The sequence below is a fragment of the Microcoleus sp. B3-D2 genome (assembly GCF_036705345.1).
Classification (GTDB): Bacteria; Cyanobacteriota; Cyanobacteriia; order Cyanobacteriales; family Microcoleaceae; genus Microcoleus.
In genome coordinates this window covers 1-22,356 of record NZ_JAUBUG010000054.1, presented here as the reverse complement: position 1 = coordinate 22,356, position 22,356 = coordinate 1, and the positions used below count along the sequence as shown (strand labels likewise).

Here is a 22,356-nt window from a genome sequence, read left to right as displayed (position 1 = left end):
AAATTAGATTATCTAATTTTTGGGAGCAATAAGCGAGTGAATGACAAGCTGGCAAAAATTATCGGGTTATTTTTCGCAGCCGCCACCCTCTTTGGATTCGTGGGTTACGCGCTTCAATATTCCAAGGCAGGCAGCAGCTCAGCGATATCGCTCGGCTTCCCCAATCTTACCACCCTGGCCGTCGGGGCGATCGACAACAAACGATCCCAAATCTATCTCAACGGAACTTGGCAATTTGTCCCCGCAGTTGGCAACCCCCAAAACCCCCCCGTCTCTCCAAATTGGGGTTCCATTTCGGTGCCTGGAGACTGGCAAAAAGAAAACAACGAATCCGTACCCGGAATCATCACTCGCGGCAGCGGCAAAGATTGGGAAAACTTCAACAGTAAACAACTATCAAAAGCTTGGTATCAGAGAAATATAGACATTCCCGGCGACTGGACAAACCGCCGAATTTTTCTCGACTTAGCCAGAGTCAGCACAGATGCAGTCATCTTTGTCAACGGCATTAACTGCGGTCAAATCCCATGGCCCTACGGCACTATTGAAATTACCAAAGTAGCAAAACCAGGTCAAAACACCCTATCTATTTTAGTCGTGGCAGTATCCGATGAAAAGGAAAAAGCCGTCATCATGGGCCCCACAGAAATCTACACAGAAAAAGCCAACTTGCAATCGCGGGGAATCATCGGTGAGGTACGGCTTCTGAGCCTTCCCCCCGGCCCGCTGATTAGCGACGTATTCGTCCAAACTTCCACCAGAAAAAAGCAAGTTAAATTAGATGTAGAACTCAAAGACGTTGCCCAAAACGGTCAAGTTGAATTAATCGCGCAAATGCTCGACGAAAAAGGCAAAGTCGAACAAAAATTTACCGGAACTGCCCGGGTTCAAGCTAAACCCATTCAAACCGTACAAGTTCAGTGGAATTGGCCAAATCCCCGTCTTTGGGATGTGGGCCAACCAAACCTTTACACCTTGCAATTAGAAGTAAAAGGCAGCAGCATTAACACGCAATACGACCAACCTTTTGGCTTCCGCGAATTTTGGATAGAAGGGCGCAAATTTTTCTTAAATGGAACCGAATTTCGGCTGCGACCAAACTTGCACTCCGAGTCTTGGCAAGGCGGGACAGTAGAAGTTTCTGACAGGCTAATTGATGGCTACGTAAAAGCCGGTTTTAACATAACAGAAATGTGGCCTTGGAATCACGACGAACGGGGTAAGTGGCACTTCCGAGAGTTATTTTCCGAAAGAGCAGACCTCAAAGGTTTTCCAATTATGGCTCCCGCTTTAGACATTAGTCCTATTGCTTGGAACAGCAAGTGGAAGAACCCCCTGTGGAAAAACCGCTGGAAAGCCCGAATGGTGACTGAAATGCGCCGCTACCGCAATCATCCCTCAGTATTAATGTGGGCGACAAGTCCTAATTTTTTCGGCAACGCTGACGACCTAAATCCCCGTCGCATCGGCAAAAGCAAAGTAGAAGGAACTCTCAGTCCGTCGGAAAACCAGCGTTTGCGGGTTAACACTCCCCTAGGAAATGACGCTTTAGCTACTATTAAATCGGCAGACCCAACCAGACCTGTGATGGTACACCAAGGCGCCAACTTCGGCGATGTTTACGCGCTGAATTCTTATTTAAATATGATTCCCTTGCAAGAACGGGAAGAGTGGATTTCTGAGTGGAGCAAAACCGGGGAAAGACCCTACATGGCAGTCGAGTTTGGGACTCCTTTGCACGCAACGATGATGCGGGCCCGTAAAGGTTTTGGTCAGGCGATTCTCAGCGAACCTTGGATGACTGAGTTTACGGCAATTTATTTTGGTAAGCAGGCTTACGAGTTGGAAACTGCCGCTTATAAAGCTAAAATTCGCGAGCAATTCGTCAATGGTCAGGAGTATCAAAGCTGGCATTTTAAAAAAGAGTTGGATTTTGCACCCGCTTTTCAAAAGTTGCAGCAGTTATTCAGTACAAATACTTGGCGGAGTTGGCGGACTTTTGGAATGTCTGGGGGGATGATTCCTTGGAATGACGGACACGGTTGGGAAGTTTCCGAGGCTGGCAAAAATAAGGTGGATATTGGGGCATTTCAACCTGGTCGCCGGGGAGTTTATTTGAAGCAAGTCTCGAATAATCTTTTGAATTATTACCAGCCCGAAGCTTACACTGTTCATCCTGGGGGGGAGGCAATTATGAAGAATAATAGCTCAACTTTAGCTTGGATTGCTGGTGCTAGCCCGGTTTTTACTGCGAAAGATCACAATTTGTTTGTGGGCCGAAAACTGGCAAAGCAAGTAGTGTTAATTAATGATACGCGGGCGGCGCAAGAATTTTCGTTTAAGTGGCGGGTTTTGGTGGGGGGGAAAGAAGTAAAAAAAAGCGAGCAAAAAGGGAGGATTGAGTCGGCAGCAACGCTGTTTTTACCAATAGACGTAAATTTGCCAAATACCATTTCTAGCAAGGCTGACGGGGAAATACGCTTGACTGCGCGAGTGGGCGATCGATCGCATTCTGATACATTTGCTTTCCGCGTTTTTCCCAAGCAAGCCAAAAGCAAGGATACGCTGACAATCTTCGATCCAGCGGGCAAAACATCGGCAATGTTAAAACAATTAGGTCATCAGCTTGTACCGTGGAATGGTTCCCAAGTTTCATCGCTATTAATTATCGGTAGGGAAGCGTTTTCTAGCGGGGAAAAATTGCCGGGAAGTTTAGAAAGTTTTGTCCGAAACGGCGGCAAAGCAATTGTGTTTCCTCAGCGCAGGGAATGGCTGCAAAATACGGGTTTCCGGGTTGCTGCCCACGTCAGCCGCCGCGCTTATCCAGTTGACAGCAACCATCCCGCAATTAGCGGTTTAGACAGTGAAGATTTGCGGGATTGGGTTGGGGAAAGCACGCTGCTTGAAGCTTATCCAGATACGATCAAAACTGGCCCTAATTTGAGTCCGGCAAATAAACCTTGGTACGGCTGGCGTTGGGGAAATCGCGGCGGTGTCAGTAGCGCTTCAATTGAGAAACCGCACCGCAGCGGTTGGCGCCCCATTTTGGAATCTGAGTTTGATTTAGCTTATTCGCCGCTGATGGAATTGGATTACGGAAAAGGGCGGCTGATTTTAAACGAGTTGGATTTGGAAGACCATTATTCTGTAGATGCTGGGGCGGCGCAGTTAGTGCAACAAATTGTGAGTTACGGGATGAATTCTCCGGTGGTTGGAAAGCCGGATAAAGTGGTTTTAATTGGGGGAGATGGAGACGCCCAAAAGTTGGACAGTTTGGGGGTAATTTATCAGCGCGGTAGTTCGCTTTCTAATGATGTTGGTTTGGTCATTGTGGGGACAGAAGCGAATCTGAAAGATGCAGATTTGCGCGGTTATTTGAATGCTGGCGGGAAGGCGTTTTTCTTGCCGCGTCAAGTGCCTGTTGTGGGTTTGGGCGTAGGTTTGCAGCAAGCGCAGGATTTTGGGGGTTCGCTGGCGGTTCCGAGTTGGGATGAGGTGAAGGGGGTGAGTGCCTCAGATTTGCGATCGCGCTCTTTTTATGATACTTGGTTGATTAAGTCTGGGGGAGAAATCGGTGCTGACGGTTTGTTAAGTCGGGTAAAAGTTGGCAAGGGTGTGGCGATTTTTTCTCAGATTGAACCGGACAGTTTGAATGCTGATACTAAGACTTATTTGCGTTTTACTCGCTGGCGGCAAACCAGGGCAAATGCTCAGATTTTGGCTAATTTAGGGGCTAGTTTTAAGGCGGATGGTTCTGTGTTTAACGGTTCGAGTCGGGAGTTTTATCACTGGGATTACAAGACGGATTTTGAGAATGGGGACGATCCTTATCGGTATTATAGATGGTAGAAGTTTTTTACCGCAGAGGGCACAGAGGACGCAGACGAAGAGAAGAGAGAGATGAATAATTTAGTCCGGGACGCATTTCGATCGAAGAAACCGGGTTTTTTACTAAATCTGTGGTTTGCAACGAAGTATTTTCGTAAAAAAACCCGGTTTCTGGAGCCCGGTTCATAAGTCCTAATACTGTTAAATATCAAAGGTCAAAGTGACGGCGGAAGCGCGGGTCTAGTTTGTCGGTTTTCTTTTGGTTGCAGGTGCCGCAGAGGGTTTGCAAGTTGCTGATGTCGTTGCTGCCGCCGCGCGCTAGGGGGATGATATGATCGATCGTCAGTTGGGTTTCTTGTTTGGTTTGGCCGCAGCTTTGGCACTGGTATTTATTGCGATCGAATACGTATTTTCTGACTTCGGGTGGAATGGGGATTCTAGGGGTTTTGCTCATGAATTGTTCGGTTGATTTTCTTGATTGAGGAGTTGGCGGCGCAAATCGTCAAGTGGTGATTCTGGCGGGCTGATTTCTAATTGATTGTTTTGTGGTATTTCTTCAACTTCTGGTTCGTCAGGGCAAAATTCTATAGTGACTCTGATTCTAACTTTACCTTTTTGCCAACCTTTAGCCCCTATTTTTAAGGCTTCACAGTCTATCCCGTCACGAAACCATTGTTGTTGGTCGCTACGGTTAAACTGCGGATTATATTTACGGGTATTTATTTGTAATCCTGGAGTCTTACATAACTCCTGAAGAGCAGATTCTAGTTGATTACTAACCGCTGAGCTCATTACTTGCCTCAGCTTACTTACTTTAAATATCGTTGATTGAAAGGAAAAAACATCATCATTTCCGTAATTTTCTAGAAAAATATGTTCTTGCATATTGATTGATTGTTGATTTTTTCAAAAGACTCTATTAACGATTATCGGGTATCGCCTCATTTTTGGCAAGAACCGGGCGAATAGAATTCGCGTCTACACAAACAATGTCCGCCTTCGCGGACTGAGAATGTTTTCAACCCGCGAAGGCGGGTTTTGTCTGTGTAGCCACGATTTCCGATCGCCGATTCCCGATCGCCAAAATTGCAATCATTCACCATCCACCGAAACACCATCATTTTGTGCAATTACAGGCAACAAATGCTCGTGCAACTTCATCGCCTGCAAACAACTATTAATCCCAGAAACCGCCCGATCGTACTCTTGAATCTTCTGCTCATTCTCAGCTTGCCGCCGCAGATTCCCAGCAATCTTTTCCTCAGCTTCCTGTGCCAAAGTTTGCTCCAAATAATCGCGGGCTTGACTGTATTTCTGCAAAATATCATCAGCTTGCTTTTGGGCCAGCGGCAACAAATGCTCTTTCAGCGTTTGGTTGACAGTTTGGCGGAAAGTTTGCCGAATAGTTCTAGATACTTTCGGCTCAAAATCCAGCCGCAATAATTGCCGAATTGCCGGTTGGGCGTCCACCATGTTTTCGCAGTCGTAACCTTGAGAAGTTTGCTGCAATGTTTCCCGGAATTGATAAATCGAAAATGTGCCTTCGTCGTAAAAACGGGGACTTTCTCGCACGTAGCGATCGCACTCAACGCCCGCCGCATTTACCAAAGCATCCGAAACCCGCTTTGATAACTCCTTTAACTGCTGTTCAATTCCCCCGTCGTTCCCCAACAACCGATAAAGTAATCGATAGTATTCAGACTTGCGAACGCTATCTTTCAAATACTGGAAATAATTATCAACCAGTGACTTAGTAGCCTCTACTAAAATATCTTCCAACTGATTGGCTAAATAATAAAGTGCTTCAACTAAAACAGCAATTAAAGGTGCTGTCGCATTGCGGGGATGATTCCGCAAAGTGCGTCCGTAAGCCGCCTCAACAGAAAATCCGTCTAACAATTCATCCAAGCGCCGGATCATCCGAGATTGCAATTGCCGAAAGTCTGTATCGAAAATATCGCATTTATTCATAATCATTTCATTGACTTCTTCGGCGATATGTTCCCTAAAATCCTGTCCGACTTGCTGCAATTCTTGATTTAGCCGCAAAAGTTCTTGTGCTTTCATTGCTTCAATTTCGCGGGGCTGGCTGTCCAAATTCCGCTGAATTGTTTGGTAATGTTTCCGCAGTTGAATGCACAAGTCTTCTAAGTCGTCAGCTAAATTTTTGAACAGTTGCGGGCGTTTTTCTTCGGTGAGATAACGGGTGATGGCTGTGCGAAAATCTTCGATCCCGCTATCTTGAATTAATTGACCAATTAATGGTTGTCCTTGCTCTGCAAGAATCCGCACGTAGTTTTCATTGGGTGTTTCGTAGCTGTTAACTGAAATGCGAAATTTGCTCGGAGATAGCTTGCCGGAATTCGCACAGTATCGGTTAAACTCGCTAACAAATTGCGGAGTTTCTTCACTATTACCGAGAAACTCTGAATCTAATTTATCATCTCCAGAAACTCGCCCTTGACTGCTGGCAAAGATTGTATTTAAACCAAAGCGATCGCGCCCTGTTGTCCCGCGAATCAAACTCCCGTAAAATCCCAACAATCCGCTAGTTTTATAAACTCTCGCAGTATCGCGAAAGTCGGAATTAATCAGATTTTCTAAGCGCTGTCGCAGTTGCGTGTTGTACCAAGTTTCGTCGATGCGGTTGAAAATGTAAAACAGTCGATCGCGAATTCCCGGATTTCCCCGGGTTTTTTCCATCAACTCGGTTTCCTCCGTCGTCATTTCCCCAGACGAAGCCGCTTTCAAAACGCAGACAACTGCCGAAGTATCGGGGCTTTCAATCTTATCATAAGTCAATTCTGCATCCCGCTGCACCGGCGCATCAATTCCCGGCGTATCGATAATAATATTCCCATCTTGTAGCAGCGGATGATAACAGTAATATTCAACTCGCTTGAGTACAGCACTGTTACTACCGCGACGGGCATAACTAGCAGCTTCCTTGAGATTGGAAAAGTTAAACTGTTCCATCGAGTAGGTAGCGTTTTCGAGAGTTTGGATGCGCTCGCGATTTGCCTCAAAACCTTCTAACAGCAGCATCAAAGCCTTAGCTTTTTTGGCTAGTTCCGATTTATTTTCGCCGCCTTCCGTTTGAATAATTATGTTACATCCCTGAGACAACAGCGACACTACATCTGTTTGATTAATATTAAGTTCAGTAGTTAAACCTAACTGATGGCAAAGCACAGAAGCTTGCTGGCTAATCTCAAACTCGCTCAAAAAAGTTAGAACAACGCGCTCTTTTTCCGGCTCAGCAAAGGCGATATAACATTCCGTACCTGTCGCGTGTCCTTCTGCACTGTAGAGCAATTCTCGCTCCAGCAAAGCATTAATTAACATAGATTTTCCCGCACTGAAAGCGCCAGCAAACACAATTTCAAACTCAGGAGAAATTGCCTTTTTCAGAGAAGCTTGTACCGCCGTGATATCTTGTTGTCGCAAAGACGATTCCTGACGCAGCAGTTGCACTAAAGAATCAACTTGCTCTTGCAGACTGGTGCATTGAGGGGGCATTTGAGTCATGGTGGCAGACTGCTCCTGATTGGGGGAAAATTACCTTATTGTTAATTCTCTGCTAGTTCAGGAATAATCACAACAGTAATTTTACTTATGCGATTCAGGATTGCTGAAAGTGCGATCGGCTATTCTGGCGACAAATCATATTGTTTATGGTTGTTTCGGAATTATTAAACCGCAGAGGCCGCAGAGGGCGCTGAGTTAGAGAAGAGAGAGAGGAATAATTGGTATACCCACGGATTTGATATCATCTATTTACAGCCAAGTGGCGAAATCTGATATGTCAGTAAAATTTAGCCAAGCATCTCCTAATTTTTCGTACACGATTAGTAGTAAGGCGCGCATTATTGCGCCCCTACAAAATTAAACTGGCGCATTGCGTACTCTACATTAAACCGATAAATCCTGACGCGGTTTAAAAGACTCAACTTGCCGCAACTTTTCGTATAATTCCCGTTCCTCCTCACTAATTTCTTTGGGAATTAACACCTGAATTTCTACCAATTGATCGCCCCGATCGCCATTTCCCGTCGGATAGCCCTTGTTAGCCAGCCGCAACCGCTTTCCAGACGTTACTCCCGGTGGCAATTTCATCTTTACCAGGCCATCCAGCGTCGGTACTTCCACATCTCCACCCAACACCGCTTCGCTGGGAGTCAGAGGCAATTCGCAGCAAATATCTGACATTTCCAATCGAAAAAATGGATGGGGAGAAACCGTGATTTTCAGATATAAATCCCCGCCACCAATACCTTGATTTCGCAAGCGAATCCGCTGGCCTGATACCATAGCAGGAGGCAGATTTACCTCGATCGCTCGCCCATCTTCCAGACGAATTCGCTCGGTACCGCCCGAATAAGCCCTTTCCAAAGGCAGAGTTAGCCTGGCCTCAATGTCTCTTCTCGTTTCGCGATCGACTGTTTCCCTAATTTCGCGTCGCATTTCGCGATCGGCTATATCCCTTCTGATTTCGCGATCGACTATCTCCCGTCGCATTTCTCGATCGACTGTTTCTCGTCGCATTTCCCGATCGACTGTTTCTCGTCGCATTTCGCGATCGTCGAAATCCCTTCTAGGTGGGCGAGAATTAGCAACATAACTCGTTTTCTTAGAAGCCGTACTCCACGGTTCAGAGGAGGCTACTCCCGCTGCATCATTCGCTGTCGCCATCCTCACTTCCCGGCGTCTTCCGAGCACTTGGTCGAGAAATTTATTAAAATCCGAGTAATCACTAAAATCGACCTCTTCGGCAGGTTTTTTGCGGGTAGTTTTACTGTTTCCCCAAGTTTTGAAATTGGGAAGTCGTACCCCTTGCTTTCCTTGAAATCCCTTTTGTTTCCAGAATTTACTAAACTGATCGTATTGAGCGCGCTTGTCGATATCGGAAAGAATATCATAAGCTTCATTAATATCCTTAAACCTATCTTCAGCAGATTTATCACCTGGATTTACGTCAGGGTGCAACTGTCTGGCTAGCCGTCGATAGGCTTTTTTTATCTCATCAGCCGTAGCATCTTTGGGCACTCCCAAAATTAGATAGTAATTGCGAAAATTCTGCATAGTTAGTCATTAGTCATTAGTTATTAGTCATTAGTTATTAATTATTAGTCATTAGTCATTAGTCATCCTGCTTCCCTGCTTCAAACTAGGGACTAATGACTAGGGACTAATGACTAACCACTAATTAGAGCCAATCGTCGTCATCATCCCAATCGTCGCTTTGATTTTGATAAGGGCGACTCGGGCGATTAGCACTGCTTCTACGATCGCCCATACGATCGCCCATACGATCGCCCATACGATCGCCCATGCGATCGCCCATACGATCGCCCATGCGATCGCCCATGCGATCGTTCATACGATCGCCGGTGCGATCGTAGGGGCGATCGGGAATTGGATCGACAGTCGATCGCCTGTACGGCTTAGCATTGGTATAATAGCTGCTGTCATCGCTGCGCCGCTTGGTACCGTCGCCCGTAAAAGTCCGCTTTACCGACTCAAAGAAATCGTCATCGTCGTCATCCATCGCAAACGCTGAAACTTCCCGGCTCAAATCGTAAAGAGCATCCTGCAAATCCGAACCAACTTGGTCAACTCCCCGCTCATCATTGCGTTCCAAACTGTCTCGCAATTCGCGAATTAAAGTTTCAATTCGCTGGCGGCTTCTTTGAGCAAACTGCATTCCGCGATCGAGCGCAACTTCCCGCAACTGCCGCTCGGCTTGATAAGCTAAAGCTTCAGCGCGATTGCGTTTTTCCACCTTTTCCCGCTGCAACTTATCAGCTTGAGCAAACTGTTCCGCATCGCGAATCATTTGATTCACTTCCTGCTGAGTCAGCGTCGAAGCACCTTGCACAGTAATGCTTTGTTCCCTGCCGGTAGTTTTGTCCAAAGCAGTCACCAACAGCATCCCGTTAGCATCAATATCAAAAGCTACTTGCACCTGCGGAATCCCTCGCGGTGCCGGCGGAATTCCAGTTAGTTTAAACCGTCCCAAAGACTTATTATCTCTGCCTAATTCCCGTTCCCCTTGGATGACGTGAATTTCTACCACAGTTTGGTTGTTTTCAGCAGTCGAAAAAATGTCCGATCGCCTGACGGGAATAGTAGTATTGCGAGGAATCAATTTTTTCATCACCCCGCCGATAGTTTCCAAACCCAGCGACAGCGGCGTCACATCCAACAGCAGCACATCGCGGACATCGCCACCCAAAATACCCGCTTGAATTGCCGCACCCACCGCCACAACTTCATCGGGATTCACATTTTGATTGGGTTCTCGATCGATCAAACTGCGAACCACTTCCTGCACCAAAGGAATCCGAGTCGAACCGCCGACCAACACAACTTCATCAATGCGAGAAGGACTCAAACTTGCATCAGCCAAAGCTTGTTTGACCGGCCGCCGCAACCGCTGCACCAAATCAGTGCACAGCCCCTCAAATTGACCGCGAGTCAGCCGCGTTTCCAGATGCAAAGGCCCGTCTTCGTTCGCATCGATAAACGGCAAATTAATCTCCGTGACACCGACTCCCGACAGCTCAATCTTGGCTTTTTCTGCCGCTTCGATCAAGCGCTGCAAAGCTTGGCGGTTGCGCCGCAAATCAATTCCTTCTTTTTCTAAGAATTGTTCTGCCAACCAGTCAACAATTTTAGAGTCAAAATCATTGCCACCTAATTGAGTGTCGCCGCTAGTTGCTTTAACTTCAAATACTCCGTCTCCCACGTCTAAAATCGACACATCAAAAGTACCGCCGCCCAAATCAAACACTAAAATAGTTTGACTTTCTCGCCTCTCCAAACCGTAAGCCAAAGAAGCAGCCGTCGGCTCATTTAAAATCCGCTTGACATCAAGTCCGGCAATTCGTCCCGCATCGCGCGTCGCCTGTCGCTGGGAGTCGTTGAAATAAGCGGGAACAGTAATTACAGCCCCCGTTACCTCTTGTCCCAGATAGCGGCTTGCTTCATCAGCCAGTTTCCGCAAAACCATCGCCGAAATTTCCTCTGGGGCAAAATCTTTTTTCAGGCGGGGACACTTGATTTTGATGTTCCCGTTTTCGTCGCGGCGAGTTGTGTAAGGGACGCGCTTTGATTCTGGAGTCAGTTCGGTATATTTGCGTCCGATGTACCGCTTGACGGCGTAAAAGGTGTTTTGCGGGTTGAGAACAGTCTGGCGTCTGGCCATCTGTCCCACCAGGCGTTCTCCTTCCTTTGTGAAAGCGACTACCGAGGGAGTTGTCCGCATCCCTTCTGCATTGGCAATCACAACCGGTTTGCCGCCTTCCATGACGGCTACTACTGAGTTTGTTGTTCCGAGGTCAATGCCAACTACTTTACCCATGCGTCAGTTGTCTCCTGTGGCGTTGTGTGTAGCCTTTTCAATATAAGCGTTAAGTATGATTGCATTTATTGTACCGCGTCGAGAAGCGGGGGCTGCGGGGGGATTGCCTCACTTTGGTCAAGCTGCTGCGGTTGGCTGGGTGCGATCGCTCCCTTGGTGGATGTGCGAGATCCGGCAAGGAGTAGGAGTGTCAACTTGGGAAAGCCGTGTATGTCCATCTTTTGAGAGCTAAAAAAAGTTGAGAATTGATTAACTACTGCCTTTTGCTAAACTAAAAACAGCTAGCAGGATTGTTGAGCAAACAGGAACATAAAAATATGACTGTCAACTCTGTTCAAAATTCAGAATCCTCTCAAGAACACTCGATAGTTGACGTGCAGCATACCAACTGCTGCATTGTGGGAGGTGGGCCTGCAGGTGCTGTTTTAGCATTACTTTTAGCGCGGCAAAACATTCCAGTCATCCTGCTAGAATTACACAAAGATTTCGATCGAGAATTTCGCGGGGATACGCTGCATCCCTCAGTAATGGAAATTATGGAGCAATTGGGTTTAGCAGCACAATTGCTGGAATTGCCTCATACAAAAATGCGCCAACTCACCATCCAATCTGCTGGAAATACCGCCACACTCGTAGATTTAGCCTGTCTTAAAACCAAGTATCCTTACATCACTATCCTTCCCCAAGTCAAGTTTCTCGAATTCATCATTGCCGAAGCGCAGCGCTACCCCAGTTTTCAGCTAGTAATGGGAGCTAAGGTCCAAGAAACGATCGTAGAAAATGGGGTACTGTGCGGAATTCGATACCGGGGACGCGGGGGATGGCATGAAGTGCGATCGACCCTCACTGTCGGTGCAGACGGTCGCTTTTCCCGCCTTCGCCAATTAGCAGGTTTTGAACCGATTAAAACTTCCCCGCCGATGGATGTCCTGTGGTTTCGTTTGCCGCGCAGTGCCGATGATGTCAAAGATTTCGGCGTGGGAGGTCGAGCTGTTGGAGGCCATTTATTAGCCATAATAGACCGCTTGGATTATTGGCAACTCGGTTACATTATTCTGAAAGGCAGCTATCAGAAATTGCGCGACTCAGGAATAGAAGCTTTGCAAAAATCTGTTGCTGAATTAGCACCTGAATTTGCAGATAGGGTCGAGCAACTGAAAGATTGGTCGCAAATTTCTTTTCTGTCGGTAGAATCGAGTCGCCTTCCCCGCTGGTATCGTCCCGGTTTGCTCTTAATTGGGGATGCCGCTCACGTCATGTCGCCCGTAGGCGGTGTGGGAATTAACTATGCGATTCAAGATGCTGTCGTGGCGGCCAATGTACTCAGCGCCTCCCTGGAAAATAATCACTTGCATCTGTGGGATTTGGCAGAAGTGCAGCGACAGCGGGAGTTGCCTACACGCATCATTCAAGCATTTCAGTCGTTTGTACAGGAGCGAATTATTAAAGGGGCATTAGATACAAATCGACCGTTTACACCGCCACTTTTGTTGCAGTTACCAATTTTGCGAAATATTCCAGCGCGATTAATTGGTTTTGGATTAAACCGGGTCCGGGTGCGAAATCAATGAGATACACCAATCCTAAATATAGAGGTAAAATGACGCACGGGTGATCAGAAACCTGGTTTTTTGACGAAAATCTTTCGCACTCACCCATAATATAACAGAGGAAACCCAGTGCCGCATATTTTTGACAACATTGAACTGCCGCTGCTACCAGCATTGCGAGAAACCATTAAACTCTCCTATCGGGCAGATTTTTGTGTGGGCTATTTCAATCTTCGGGGATGGCGGAGAATTGGCGATTTAATAGAAGCATATGTCGGAAACCAAGGAGCCTGCTGCCGCCTTTTGGTAGGAATGCAAAGTTTGCCTGCAGATGAATTGAATGCTAGTTTTAGCCTAATTTCCCATCACGGGGGGATTGACAATAATGCCATTATTCGGCTCAAAAAACGGATGGCTGAGGAATTTCGCCACCAGTTGACGATCGGCGCTCCCAACGATCGCGATGAGCAGGGCTTACGTAGGTTAAGCTATCAGATTAAAAGCGGAAAAGTTATTGTTAAATTATTCTTAGCTTACCCACTGCACGCTAAGCTGTATCTCGTTCATCGTCACGATCCCAACAGTCCGATCGTCGGTTTTTTGGGCAGCAGCAATCTGACTTTATCGGGACTATCGAAACAAGGAGAATTGAATATTGATATTTTAGATTTTGATGCTTGTAATAAGTTGCAAAAATGGTTTGACGATCGCTGGGAAGAATATGGCTGTGTTGATATTTCTAAAGAACTTGCAGAAATTATCGATCGCAGTTGGGCGAGATCCGAACTAATTCCACCTTATCACATCTATCTCAACATTGTCTATCATTTGTCCCGCGAGGCGATCGCAGGTATTGCTGAGTTCCAGATTCCCCGTGATTTTAAGGGTTTATTTAAATTTCAAGAAGAAGCCGTTAAGTTAGCCGCCCGTCACATTACCAAACGGGGAGGCGTGATTATTGGCGACGTTGTAGGGTTGGGCAAAACTTTAGTCGGAACTGCGATCGCCAAAATTTTACAAGAAGACTGTCTCTTGGAAACCCTGATTATTTGTCCCAAAAACTTGGTAAAAATGTGGCAGGAATATGCAGATAACTTTCGCCTGCTTGCGAAAGTCTTATCGATCAGTCTGGTACAGCAAGAATTGCCAGAATTGCGCCGCTATCGAGTTGTGTTAATTGATGAAAGTCACAACCTCAGAAACCGAGAAGGCAAGCGATATCGAGCGATTCAAGAATATATTGCAATCAACGAAAGTAAATGTATTTTGCTTTCAGCAACTCCCTACAACAAAACCTATTTAGATTTATCTTCTCAGTTGCGGCTGTTTATTCCTGAAGACCAAAATTTAGGACTGCGGCCCGAAGCTTTGCTGAATCAATTGGGCGGAGGCAGTCAAGGAGAGTTAGAATTTCTTAAGCGGCATCAATGTTCCGTGCGCTCTTTAGCTGCTTTTGAAAAAAGCGAACATCCTGATGATTGGCGAGATTTGATGAAGCGCTACATGGTGAGACGCACTCGCTCGTTTATCAAAGAAAATTATGCGGAAACTGACGCAGAAAAGGGGCGCAAATATTTAGAATTTGCCGATCGCACGCGCTCCTATTTTCCCGATCGCCTTCCAAAAACCATTAAGTTTTCCTCGGAAACTTCCGCAGCTAACTCCCAGCTTGACTTTGAGGAAATTGTCGAAGTCATCAATGCACTAAATCTGCCGCGTTACGGGCTGGGAAATTACATCGCCAAAAAACCCAAACAAAAGCCGACTGAAGCAGAACAGCGGCAGTTAAATGCCTTATTCCGTGGGGGTCGGCGGTTAATGGGGTTTTCGCGGACTAACCTGTTTAAACGGCTAGAAAGCAGTGGCAGTGCCTTTATTCAGTCGATCGAGCGCCACATCCTGCGGAATTTTATCTACTTATATGCGATCGACCAAAACTTCGATATTCCGATCGGCACCCAGGATGCAGACTTGTTGGATACCCGCAACAGCGATGAAGATGCTGATTCAGTGGTGGTTAGAAGTTTTGATACCGAAGAAATCGAAGATGATGCGGGCGAAGTTTTAGATATTGAAGCAGAATTGCTGTCAAGCGAAAAAAGTTTTAAACAGCGGGCAGAAGTTGTTTATCGAGAATATCAAACGCGCTATCGAGGCAGGTTTAAATGGCTCAAATCAGACTTTTTTGATACCAAGAAGTTAAAACGGGATTTGCTAGCAGATGCCCGCTGTTTGATAGAAGTCTTGCAAACTTGCGGTGCATGGCATTCTCACCCCGATGAAAAGTTAGCTGCTTTGGTGAAATTGCTCACAGAAACTCACCCCCATGAGAAAGTATTAATTTTTACTCAGTTTGCCGATACAGTCCGCTATATAACTGATAATTTAACTAAGCTAAATATTGCGGGCGTTGCATCGGTGACAGGTAAATCAAAAGACCCCACCGAGCTCACATTCCGGTTTAGTCCGGCTAGCAGCGGCAAGCTGGATAAAATCTCCCCAGAACAAGAATTGCGAATCTTAATTGCCACCGATATTTTGAGTGAAGGTCACAACTTGCAAGACAGTGCAATTATCGTTAATTATGACTTACCTTGGGCAATTATTCGGTTAATTCAGCGGGCGGGAAGGGTGGACAGAATCGGTCAAAAAGCTGAGCAGATTTTGTGTTATTCATTCTTGCCAGATGAAGGAGTCGATCGCATTATCAACCTGCGCGAAAGACTGCGCCGACGCTTGCAAGAAAATGCCGAAGTTGTCGGAACTGATGAGACATTTTTTGAGGATGACTCACCTCAAGTCATTCTCGATATTTACAATGAAAAATCAGGAATTTTAGATGGCGAAGAAGATGCCGAAGTTGACTTAACATCGGAAGCTTTTCAAATTTGGAAAAATGCGACTGACAACAACCCAATTTTGAAAAAAACGATTGAGTCAATGCCAAATGTAGTTTATTCAACTCGCAATCATACTCCCGCACCGTTGCAACCCGAAGGAGTTTTATTGTACATGAAAACCGCCGAGGGAAATGATTCGTTAATTTGGGTTGATCGCGATGGCAATAGCGTTACTCAATCGCAACTGGCAATTTTAAGAATTGCCGCCTGCGACGAAGCGACACCAGCAATTCCGAGAGACAAACAGCATCACGAATTAGTCACAAAAGGTGCAGAGTTGATAGCAGAAGAAGAGTTAACTGCGGGCGGACAATTGGGCCGACCTTCCGGGGCCCGGTTCCGAACCTATGAACGTTTGAAAAGTTACGCCCAGTCCATGCGCGGTACAATATTTGCATCCGATGAATTGGCAAAAGCAATCGATGAAATTTACCGCTATCCCCTGCGGCAGTCGGCAATTGACACGTTAAATCGGCAGTTAAAAAGCGGGATTGGCGATCGACAATTAGCAGAATTAGTCGTGGGTTTGCGGATGGATGACCGTTTGTGTATAGTCAATGAAGACGAAGACAAACGGGAACCGATGATTATTTGTTCTTTAGGCTTGTTTCAGGAGAAATAATTAATTTAGGACTAATGAGAGTTAGGATGTATAATGAAGGATAGCTTTATTTTAAGAGTAAAGATGTATGACGCTATCAATTGAGCCTCAATCCAAGCTTTCTCTGGCAGCCTTCTTAAATTTACCAGAAACCGAACCGGCGAGTGAATACATCGGCGGTAAAATTTATCAGAAACCGATGCCTCAAGGAAAACATAGTCTGATTCAAACTGAGTTTGCTTCTACGATTAATCAGCATGGTAAACCCAGAAAACTCGCTTTAGCTTTGACTGAGTTACGCTGCACATTTGGGGGACGTTCTTTAGTGCCAGATATTGCGGTTTTTGAATGGTCTCGCATTCCAGTTGATGAGAATGGAGAAATTGCTAATCGATTTGAAAGTCATCCCGATTGGGTGATTGAAATTCTTTCACCAGAACAGTCTCCCAATCGTGTAATTAACAAGATTATTTTTTCGATCCAGCACCAAACCAAATTAGGTTGGTTCATCGATCCTAACGATCGCTCTATCATGGTATTTCAACCGAATCAGTTGCCAGAGGTCAAGTATGATAGCGATATGTTACCGATTCTCAATGTATTGAGCGATTGGCAAGTGCGAGTTGCAGATATTTTTAGTTTTTTACAAGTTAATTAATCCAGTAGCGTCTTTCTGATTTATCGACTGCGCCCAACAAACCGGGTTTTTTCCGAGATTAAAGGCTATCAACCAGTATTCTCGCAAAAACCCGGTTTCTGACCACCCGCTTCTTCCTTCATATATAACTATGCCGCCAACACTTAAAGAATCCCGCGAACTTCTCCAAGACTTTGAATTCAACAAATTGTTCGTCCAAAAACTCGGTTGGGATAATCCATCTTCCCACAAAACCGTATCTTTAGAAATAGAAGGCGAGACTTATTCCCGAAAAGCCATTTCCCAACTTAACGGAGTAGTTGTATATGAAATTACCAGCGCTAGCGGAAATATCCCCAACAGCGCCGAAAGACTGACGATTTATCGCGAAATTGTCCAAATTTCCGCCGAAAACCTATTGATTTTTATTGACAAAAATCGCACCAAATGTCTGTGGTATTGGGTAAAGCGCGAAGGTACAAAACTTTATCCCCGCGATCATGTATACGTGAAACGGGAACCTTGCGATTTGCTGCTGAGTAAAGTCACAGCTTTAAAGGTTGATTTAGAAGAATTAGAAACGCTTTCGGTGATTGATGTCGCCCAAAGATTGCAGGCTGGCTTGGATGTCGAACGAGTAACTAAAAAGTTTTTTGAAGAGTTTAAACAGCAACACGTTGAATTTTTAAGTGTGATTCGCGGCATTGACAAGGAAACAGATAGGCGCTGGTATACTTCGGTTTTACTCAACCGCTTGATGTTTGTTTATTTCTTGCAGCGCAAAGGATTTATCGACAGCGGCAAAATGCTGTATTTGCAGGAAAAGTTAGCCGAAAGCAAGCAGCGGGGAACGGATTTATTTTACTCGCAATTCTTGAAAACACTGTTTTTTGAGGGATTTGCTAAACCTCTGGATTTGCGGGAGGAAGGCGTTAAAGAATTAATCGGCGATGTTAAATATTTGAATGGGGGACTGTTTCTAGAACATCCCATCGAACAAAATTATCCGAATATCGCTATACCAGATGCTGCTTTTGAGAAAATATTTAAGTTATTTGCCGCCTATTCTTGGAATCTTGACGATACGGTGGGCGGGAAGGAAAACGAAATTAATCCGGCGGTTTTGGGATACATCTTTGAGAAATACATTAACCAAAAAGCCTTTGGTGCTTATTATACCAGGCCGGAGATTACTGAATATTTGTGCGATCGCACAATCAACAAACTAATTCTCGATAGAGTCAACCAATCCCTTAACTCTTCCTCCCATGCCCAATTCCCCATGCCCGATGCCCAATCCCCAATTCCCCACCACTTTGAAACCATCACCGAACTCCTCACCAATCTCGATGCCAATCTCTGCCACAGCCTGCTAACAGACATTCTCCGCAACCTAACATTATTAGACCCAGCCTGCGGTTCCGGCGCGTTTTTAGTTGCAGCTATGAAAACGCTGATTTACATCTATTCAACAGTCATCGGTACAAGCAAGTTTTTAAATGATCCTTCCCTCAATGACTTCCTAAAAGACATCGAAGCAGACCATACTTCACTTAACTACTATATCAAAAAACGGATTATTAGCGATAACCTCTACGGCGTGGATATCATGCCGGAAGCAGTGGAAATTGCTAAACTGCGACTGTTTTTAGCCTTGGTTTCGGCGGCGCAGAATGTCAACGACTTGGAACCGCTGCCGAATATTGATTTTAATATCATGGCGGGCAATTCCTTAATTGGATTGATCCGAGTAGATGAGACAGGGTTTGATTCTGTAGGCAATTCCCTACAAGGAAATCTACTGCAAACTTTGGCGGCTAACAGCTACAAAGCAATCTTAGCAGATAAAAATAAATCGGTAGATTTGTACAAGAAACACGCTTTTGAGTCCGGGGAACAAGCGGCAGGTTCTCAAGAATCTCGGTTGTTGATGTTGCGGAGTCACATCGAACAGTTAAATCGAGAGTCGCAGGATAAATTAAATTTGTTATTGTTGGATGAGTTTAGTAAGCGGCTGGGAATTAAGTACGAACAAGTGCAGTTATCGGGTAAACCGAAGAAACGAGTTTTAACTATTGATGATATTGCAGAGTTGCAACCGTTTCACTGGGGATATCACTTCGATCTAATTTTAGAACGCGGCGGTTTTGATGCGATTATTACCAATCCACCTTGGGAAATTTTTAAACCTAACGGGAAAGAATTTTTTGCTCAGTATAGCGATTTGGTAACGAAGAAGAAAATGGATATTCATGCTTTTGAGGAGGAGCAGGAAAGACTGCTTCAAGACCCGGAACTTGCCGATGCTTGGTTAGAATATAAGAGTCAGTTTCCCCACGTTAACCTTTATTATCGAACAGCCAGCCAATATTCCAACCAAATTTCTATCGTTGATGGTAAGAAGGCGAAAACGACAGATATTAACCTCTATAAGCTTTTTGTAGAGCAGTGCTTTAACTTGTTAAGTCTTGGTGGAGAATGTGGCATTGTTATCCCTAGCGGAATCTATACTGACTTAGGAGCAAAACAACTGCGTGAAATGCTCTTTAATCATACACAAGTCACAGGTCTATTTTGTTTGGAGAACCGCAAGCTAATTTTTGAAGGAGTGCATCGCAGCTTTAAGATAGCTGTACTCACTTTTGAAAAAGGTGAGAAAACCGAAGAATTTCCAGCGGTTTTTATGCGTCATGATGTTAAAGAACTTATACAATTTCCTAATTTTGATAACCCTGTTATTAAACTCGATTTTTTGCGCCGTCTTTCTCCTGATTCTCTTTCAATTATTGAATTCAAAAACAATTTAGAATTCGGCATTGCTGAGAAGATGCTAAAGTTTCCCATGCTGGGGGATAATATTGTATCAAAATGGAAGCTTTCGTTGAGTCGTGAATTTCACATGACTGATGACAAAGACTTGTTTAAGCCTAAACTAAAAGGTAGGTTTCCTCTTTATGAAGGTAAAATGATTCATCAATTTACTCACTTGTATGCCGAACCGAAGTATTGGGTGGATGAGCAACAAGGGAGGAAAGCTTTATTAGGAAAGAAAATAGATAAGGGTCAACAATTAGACTATCAATTTTATCGCTTTGCATATCGTACAATTGCTAGCAGTACAAATGCTCGAAGCTTTATTGGTACAATACTGCCTAAAAATGTTTTCTGCGGTCATTCTCTCAATCTTGCATCTCCTATTCAAAATAACAGATATATGCTCTTTATTTGTGCAGCTTTAAATAGCTTGTGCTTTGATTTTGCCTTGCGCCAAAAAGTGTCAGCAAATTTGACGATGTTCTTTATATACCAGACACCTGTCCCCCGCTCGCAAATAGGTGACAAATACTTCTCCGATATCGTACAGCGCGCCGCCAAACTAATCTGTACCGCCCCAGAATTTGACGAATTAGCCCAAGAAGTCGGCTTAAACTCCCACCGAGAAGGTGTTACAGATGAAACCGAACGCGCTAAATTGCGAGCCGAATTAGACGGCATCATCGCCCACCTTTACGGCTTAACCGAAGCAGAATTTGCCTATATTTTGACTACTTTTCCGATCGTGCCAGAAACCGTCAAACAAGCAGCGTTAGCAGCCTATCGAACCTTTGCACCAAAATCCGGCGAACCATAAGGGCGGGAAAGAATAGAAAGAAGAGGAGACGGCAGTGCCGTTTCCCTACAAATAATTGGGCGATAGTTACATATCTCGTGCATGAAAATTGAGGATTTTGCGGTAGTAAAACGCCATTTCCGTCTCCTCCGTTGCCACAATTAATCGGAAAATTGAGGATTTTGCGGTAGGGAAACGGCATTGCCGTCTCCTCCGTTGCCACAATTAATCGGGCAATCGTTACATCTTTCATCGAGGAAGATTGATTATTTTGGGGTAGGAAAACGGCATTGCCATGTCCTCCTATCATCTCTGCCTTCTTAATGACTGCCACCAACGCAGTGTCCAATTGCGATCGACCCGAATTAAAGCAATTGTGAGGTTGCTTATTATAATAAGTGAGGACTACATACCGTCGGATTTTTTGACAGAGGAAATTAAGGGCGATCGCACTCGGCTGGTCTATTTCCTTGCAAGGGCGATCGCAACTGAGTCCGCAACCGAACCTAACAGTTACATAATGCCTCTCGCTCCGGAACACCGATCGCTCTTCTTGAAGCTAAAATCAAACAACAACCCAAAATAAATCTATGGGACTCTTTGACAAGATTCGCGGCGAATTTGTCGATATCATCGAATGGTTAGACAATACCAGCGACACCATCGCTTATCGATTCGAGCGCCACCAAAACGAAATTAAACAAGGTGCTAAACTAACTGTACGACCAGGACAAAGAGCAGTCTTTGTCAGCGAAGGCCAAGTGGCCGATGTCTTCGATCCGGGAATGTACGAACTGTACACCCGCAACTTACCCGTTCTCAGCACCTTAAAAGGTTGGCCCTACGGTTTCAACTCTCCTTTTAAAGCAGAAGTCTACTTTTTTAACACCAAAATATTTACCAACCTGAGATGGGGAACCTCTAACCCTGTAATTATCCGCGATCCAGAACTCGGTCCAGTGAGAATGCGGGCTTTTGGCACATACAACATTAAAGTTTCTCATCCAGAACAACTCTTAAAACAACTAATCAGCACTGACGGACTATTTCAAGTAAATGAAATCAGCGATCAACTCCGCAATACAATAGTCAGTGCCTTTGCCAATTGGGTTGGCAATTCCCGCGTTCCCCTGCTAGACTTTGCAGCCAACTACACCCACATGGGCGAACAGGTGCGAGTTGCCATAGAGCCAAGTATCCAGCAGTTTGGGTTAGAGTTAACTCAGCTATTAATTGAAAATATCTCGATGCCGCCTGAAGTTGAAGAAGCACTCGACAAACGAGCCTCGATCGGACTTCTGGGAAATATGCAGCAATATACCCAATATCAAGCTGCTAACGCTATTGAAGCATCAGCAAATAACCCTAGCGGCGGCAATCAAGCATTAGAATTTGGCATGGGAATGGCACTAGGTCAACAAATGACAAATATGATGCAGCCGCCAGCATCGCAAACTCCGCCACCACCTCCCCCGCCAACACAAACTCAGTGGTATATTGCCCAGAACGGTCAACAATTAGGGCCTTTTGAGTTGCATCAGCTTCTGCAAAATGGTTTGACACATCAGGTAATGGTGTGGCGTGCGGGTTTTGACGGCTGGAAGTTAGCATCGCAAGTGCCGGAATTATCATCTTTGTTGGCGACAGTACCGCCCCCTCCCCCGCCAGCCGCCGCCTAAAATTTTGCATATTTAGTTAATTGGTAATTGGTAATTGGGATGCTTTCCAGATTGCGGATTACCAATTACATCACCAATTAACCATTTTGACATCCACCCCGACCGTCGCGGACGGGGATTCCCAAACCTCACGATTTGAATTTCTGCTTCTTCGCAACTGCCTCCACCCTAAAAGAGATTTGGTCTTA

General features: G+C 45.2%; 13 protein-coding genes. 7 read left to right on the top strand and 6 right to left on the bottom strand.

Annotation, left to right across the window (positions count from 1 at the left end; translation table 11 throughout):
- Positions 1–36 precede the first annotated feature (36 nt).
- Entirely contained in the window at positions 37–3,849 is a 3,813-nt protein-coding gene (locus tag QUB14_RS19925; RefSeq protein ID WP_333214497.1) for a glycoside hydrolase family 2 TIM barrel-domain containing protein, read from the top strand.
- A gap of 187 nt (positions 3,850–4,036) precedes the next feature.
- Here QUB14_RS19925 and QUB14_RS19920 read toward each other — a convergent pair whose 3' ends face one another.
- The 5 genes from QUB14_RS19920 to dnaK form a co-directional block, all read right to left on the bottom strand.
- Entirely contained in the window at positions 4,037–4,282 is a 246-nt protein-coding gene (locus QUB14_RS19920) for an HNH endonuclease (protein WP_333214499.1), read from the bottom strand.
- A complete protein-coding gene (locus tag QUB14_RS19915) occupies positions 4,279–4,713 on the bottom strand; it encodes a KGK domain-containing protein (protein ID WP_333214501.1) in 435 nt (144 codons plus the stop codon). Before QUB14_RS19915 ends, QUB14_RS19920 begins: the two co-directional genes overlap by 4 nt.
- A 207-nt stretch (positions 4,714–4,920) precedes the next feature.
- Positions 4,921–7,356 (bottom strand): dynamin-like GTPase family protein, encoded by a 2,436-nt coding sequence (locus QUB14_RS19910; RefSeq protein ID WP_333214503.1) that lies wholly within the window; start codon positions 7,354–7,356, stop codon positions 4,921–4,923.
- Positions 7,357–7,740: 384 nt separating this feature from the next.
- Positions 7,741–8,910, bottom strand: coding sequence for a J domain-containing protein (locus QUB14_RS19905; RefSeq protein WP_333214505.1), 1,170 nt, complete (start codon positions 8,908–8,910; stop codon positions 7,741–7,743).
- A 124-nt stretch (positions 8,911–9,034) separates the two neighbouring features.
- Positions 9,035–11,191, bottom strand: a complete 2,157-nt coding sequence (gene dnaK, locus QUB14_RS19900; RefSeq protein WP_333214507.1) for a molecular chaperone DnaK — start codon at positions 11,189–11,191, stop codon at positions 9,035–9,037.
- A 55-nt stretch (positions 11,192–11,246) separates the two neighbouring features.
- Between dnaK and QUB14_RS19895 the strand changes: the two genes are divergently transcribed.
- The 5 genes from QUB14_RS19895 (at position 11,247) to QUB14_RS19875 (ending at position 20,510) form a co-directional block, all read left to right on the top strand.
- Positions 11,247–11,423 carry a hypothetical protein gene (locus QUB14_RS19895; RefSeq protein ID WP_333214509.1) on the top strand — a complete coding sequence of 59 codons (177 nt, stop codon included), beginning with the start codon at positions 11,247–11,249 and terminating at the stop codon, positions 11,421–11,423.
- An 85-nt stretch (positions 11,424–11,508) separates the two neighbouring features.
- Positions 11,509–12,762 carry an FAD-dependent oxidoreductase gene (locus QUB14_RS19890; protein ID WP_333214511.1) on the top strand — a complete coding sequence of 418 codons (1,254 nt, stop codon included), beginning with the start codon at positions 11,509–11,511 and terminating at the stop codon, positions 12,760–12,762.
- A 108-nt stretch (positions 12,763–12,870) separates the two neighbouring features.
- On the top strand, positions 12,871–16,263 hold the full coding sequence (locus QUB14_RS19885) for a helicase-related protein (RefSeq protein ID WP_333214513.1): 3,393 nt from the start codon (positions 12,871–12,873) through the stop codon (positions 16,261–16,263).
- Between the two features lie 67 nt (positions 16,264–16,330).
- Positions 16,331–16,900 (top strand): Uma2 family endonuclease, encoded by a 570-nt coding sequence (locus tag QUB14_RS19880; RefSeq protein WP_333214515.1) that lies wholly within the window; start codon positions 16,331–16,333, stop codon positions 16,898–16,900.
- A 130-nt stretch (positions 16,901–17,030) separates the two neighbouring features.
- On the top strand, positions 17,031–20,510 hold the full coding sequence (locus QUB14_RS19875) for an Eco57I restriction-modification methylase domain-containing protein (RefSeq protein ID WP_333214519.1): 3,480 nt from the start codon (positions 17,031–17,033) through the stop codon (positions 20,508–20,510).
- On the opposite strand, the gene QUB14_RS19870 is transcribed toward QUB14_RS19875, so the two are convergent.
- Positions 20,452–21,030 carry a hypothetical protein gene (locus QUB14_RS19870; protein WP_333214521.1) on the bottom strand — a complete coding sequence of 193 codons (579 nt, stop codon included), beginning with the start codon at positions 21,028–21,030 and terminating at the stop codon, positions 20,452–20,454. The genes QUB14_RS19875 and QUB14_RS19870 overlap by 59 nt on opposite strands.
- A 49-nt stretch (positions 21,031–21,079) precedes the next feature.
- On the opposite strand from QUB14_RS19870, the gene QUB14_RS19865 reads away from it, so the two are divergent.
- Entirely contained in the window at positions 21,080–22,168 is a 1,089-nt protein-coding gene (locus tag QUB14_RS19865) for an SPFH domain-containing protein (protein WP_333214523.1), read from the top strand.
- The last annotated feature ends 188 nt before the right edge of the window (positions 22,169–22,356 follow it).

Bases quoted from the DNA above. Each gene is read 5' to 3' on its own strand.
- QUB14_RS19920 (WP_333214499.1), bottom strand. From the start codon at position 4,282: ATGAGCAAAACCCCTAGAATCCCCATTCCACCCGAAGTCAGAAAATAC.
- QUB14_RS19915 (WP_333214501.1), bottom strand. From the start codon at position 4,713: ATGCAAGAACATATTTTTCTAGAAAATTACGGAAATGATGATGTTTTT.
- QUB14_RS19910 (WP_333214503.1), bottom strand. From the start codon at position 7,356: ATGACTCAAATGCCCCCTCAATGCACCAGTCTGCAAGAGCAAGTTGAT.
- QUB14_RS19905 (WP_333214505.1), bottom strand. From the start codon at position 8,910: ATGCAGAATTTTCGCAATTACTATCTAATTTTGGGAGTGCCCAAAGAT.
- dnaK (WP_333214507.1), bottom strand. From the start codon at position 11,191: ATGGGTAAAGTAGTTGGCATTGACCTCGGAACAACAAACTCAGTAGTA.
- QUB14_RS19895 (WP_333214509.1), top strand. From the start codon at position 11,247: ATGATTGCATTTATTGTACCGCGTCGAGAAGCGGGGGCTGCGGGGGGA.
- QUB14_RS19890 (WP_333214511.1), top strand. From the start codon at position 11,509: ATGACTGTCAACTCTGTTCAAAATTCAGAATCCTCTCAAGAACACTCG.
- QUB14_RS19880 (WP_333214515.1), top strand. From the start codon at position 16,331: ATGACGCTATCAATTGAGCCTCAATCCAAGCTTTCTCTGGCAGCCTTC.
- QUB14_RS19875 (WP_333214519.1), top strand. From the start codon at position 17,031: ATGCCGCCAACACTTAAAGAATCCCGCGAACTTCTCCAAGACTTTGAA.
- QUB14_RS19865 (WP_333214523.1), top strand. From the start codon at position 21,080: ATGGGACTCTTTGACAAGATTCGCGGCGAATTTGTCGATATCATCGAA.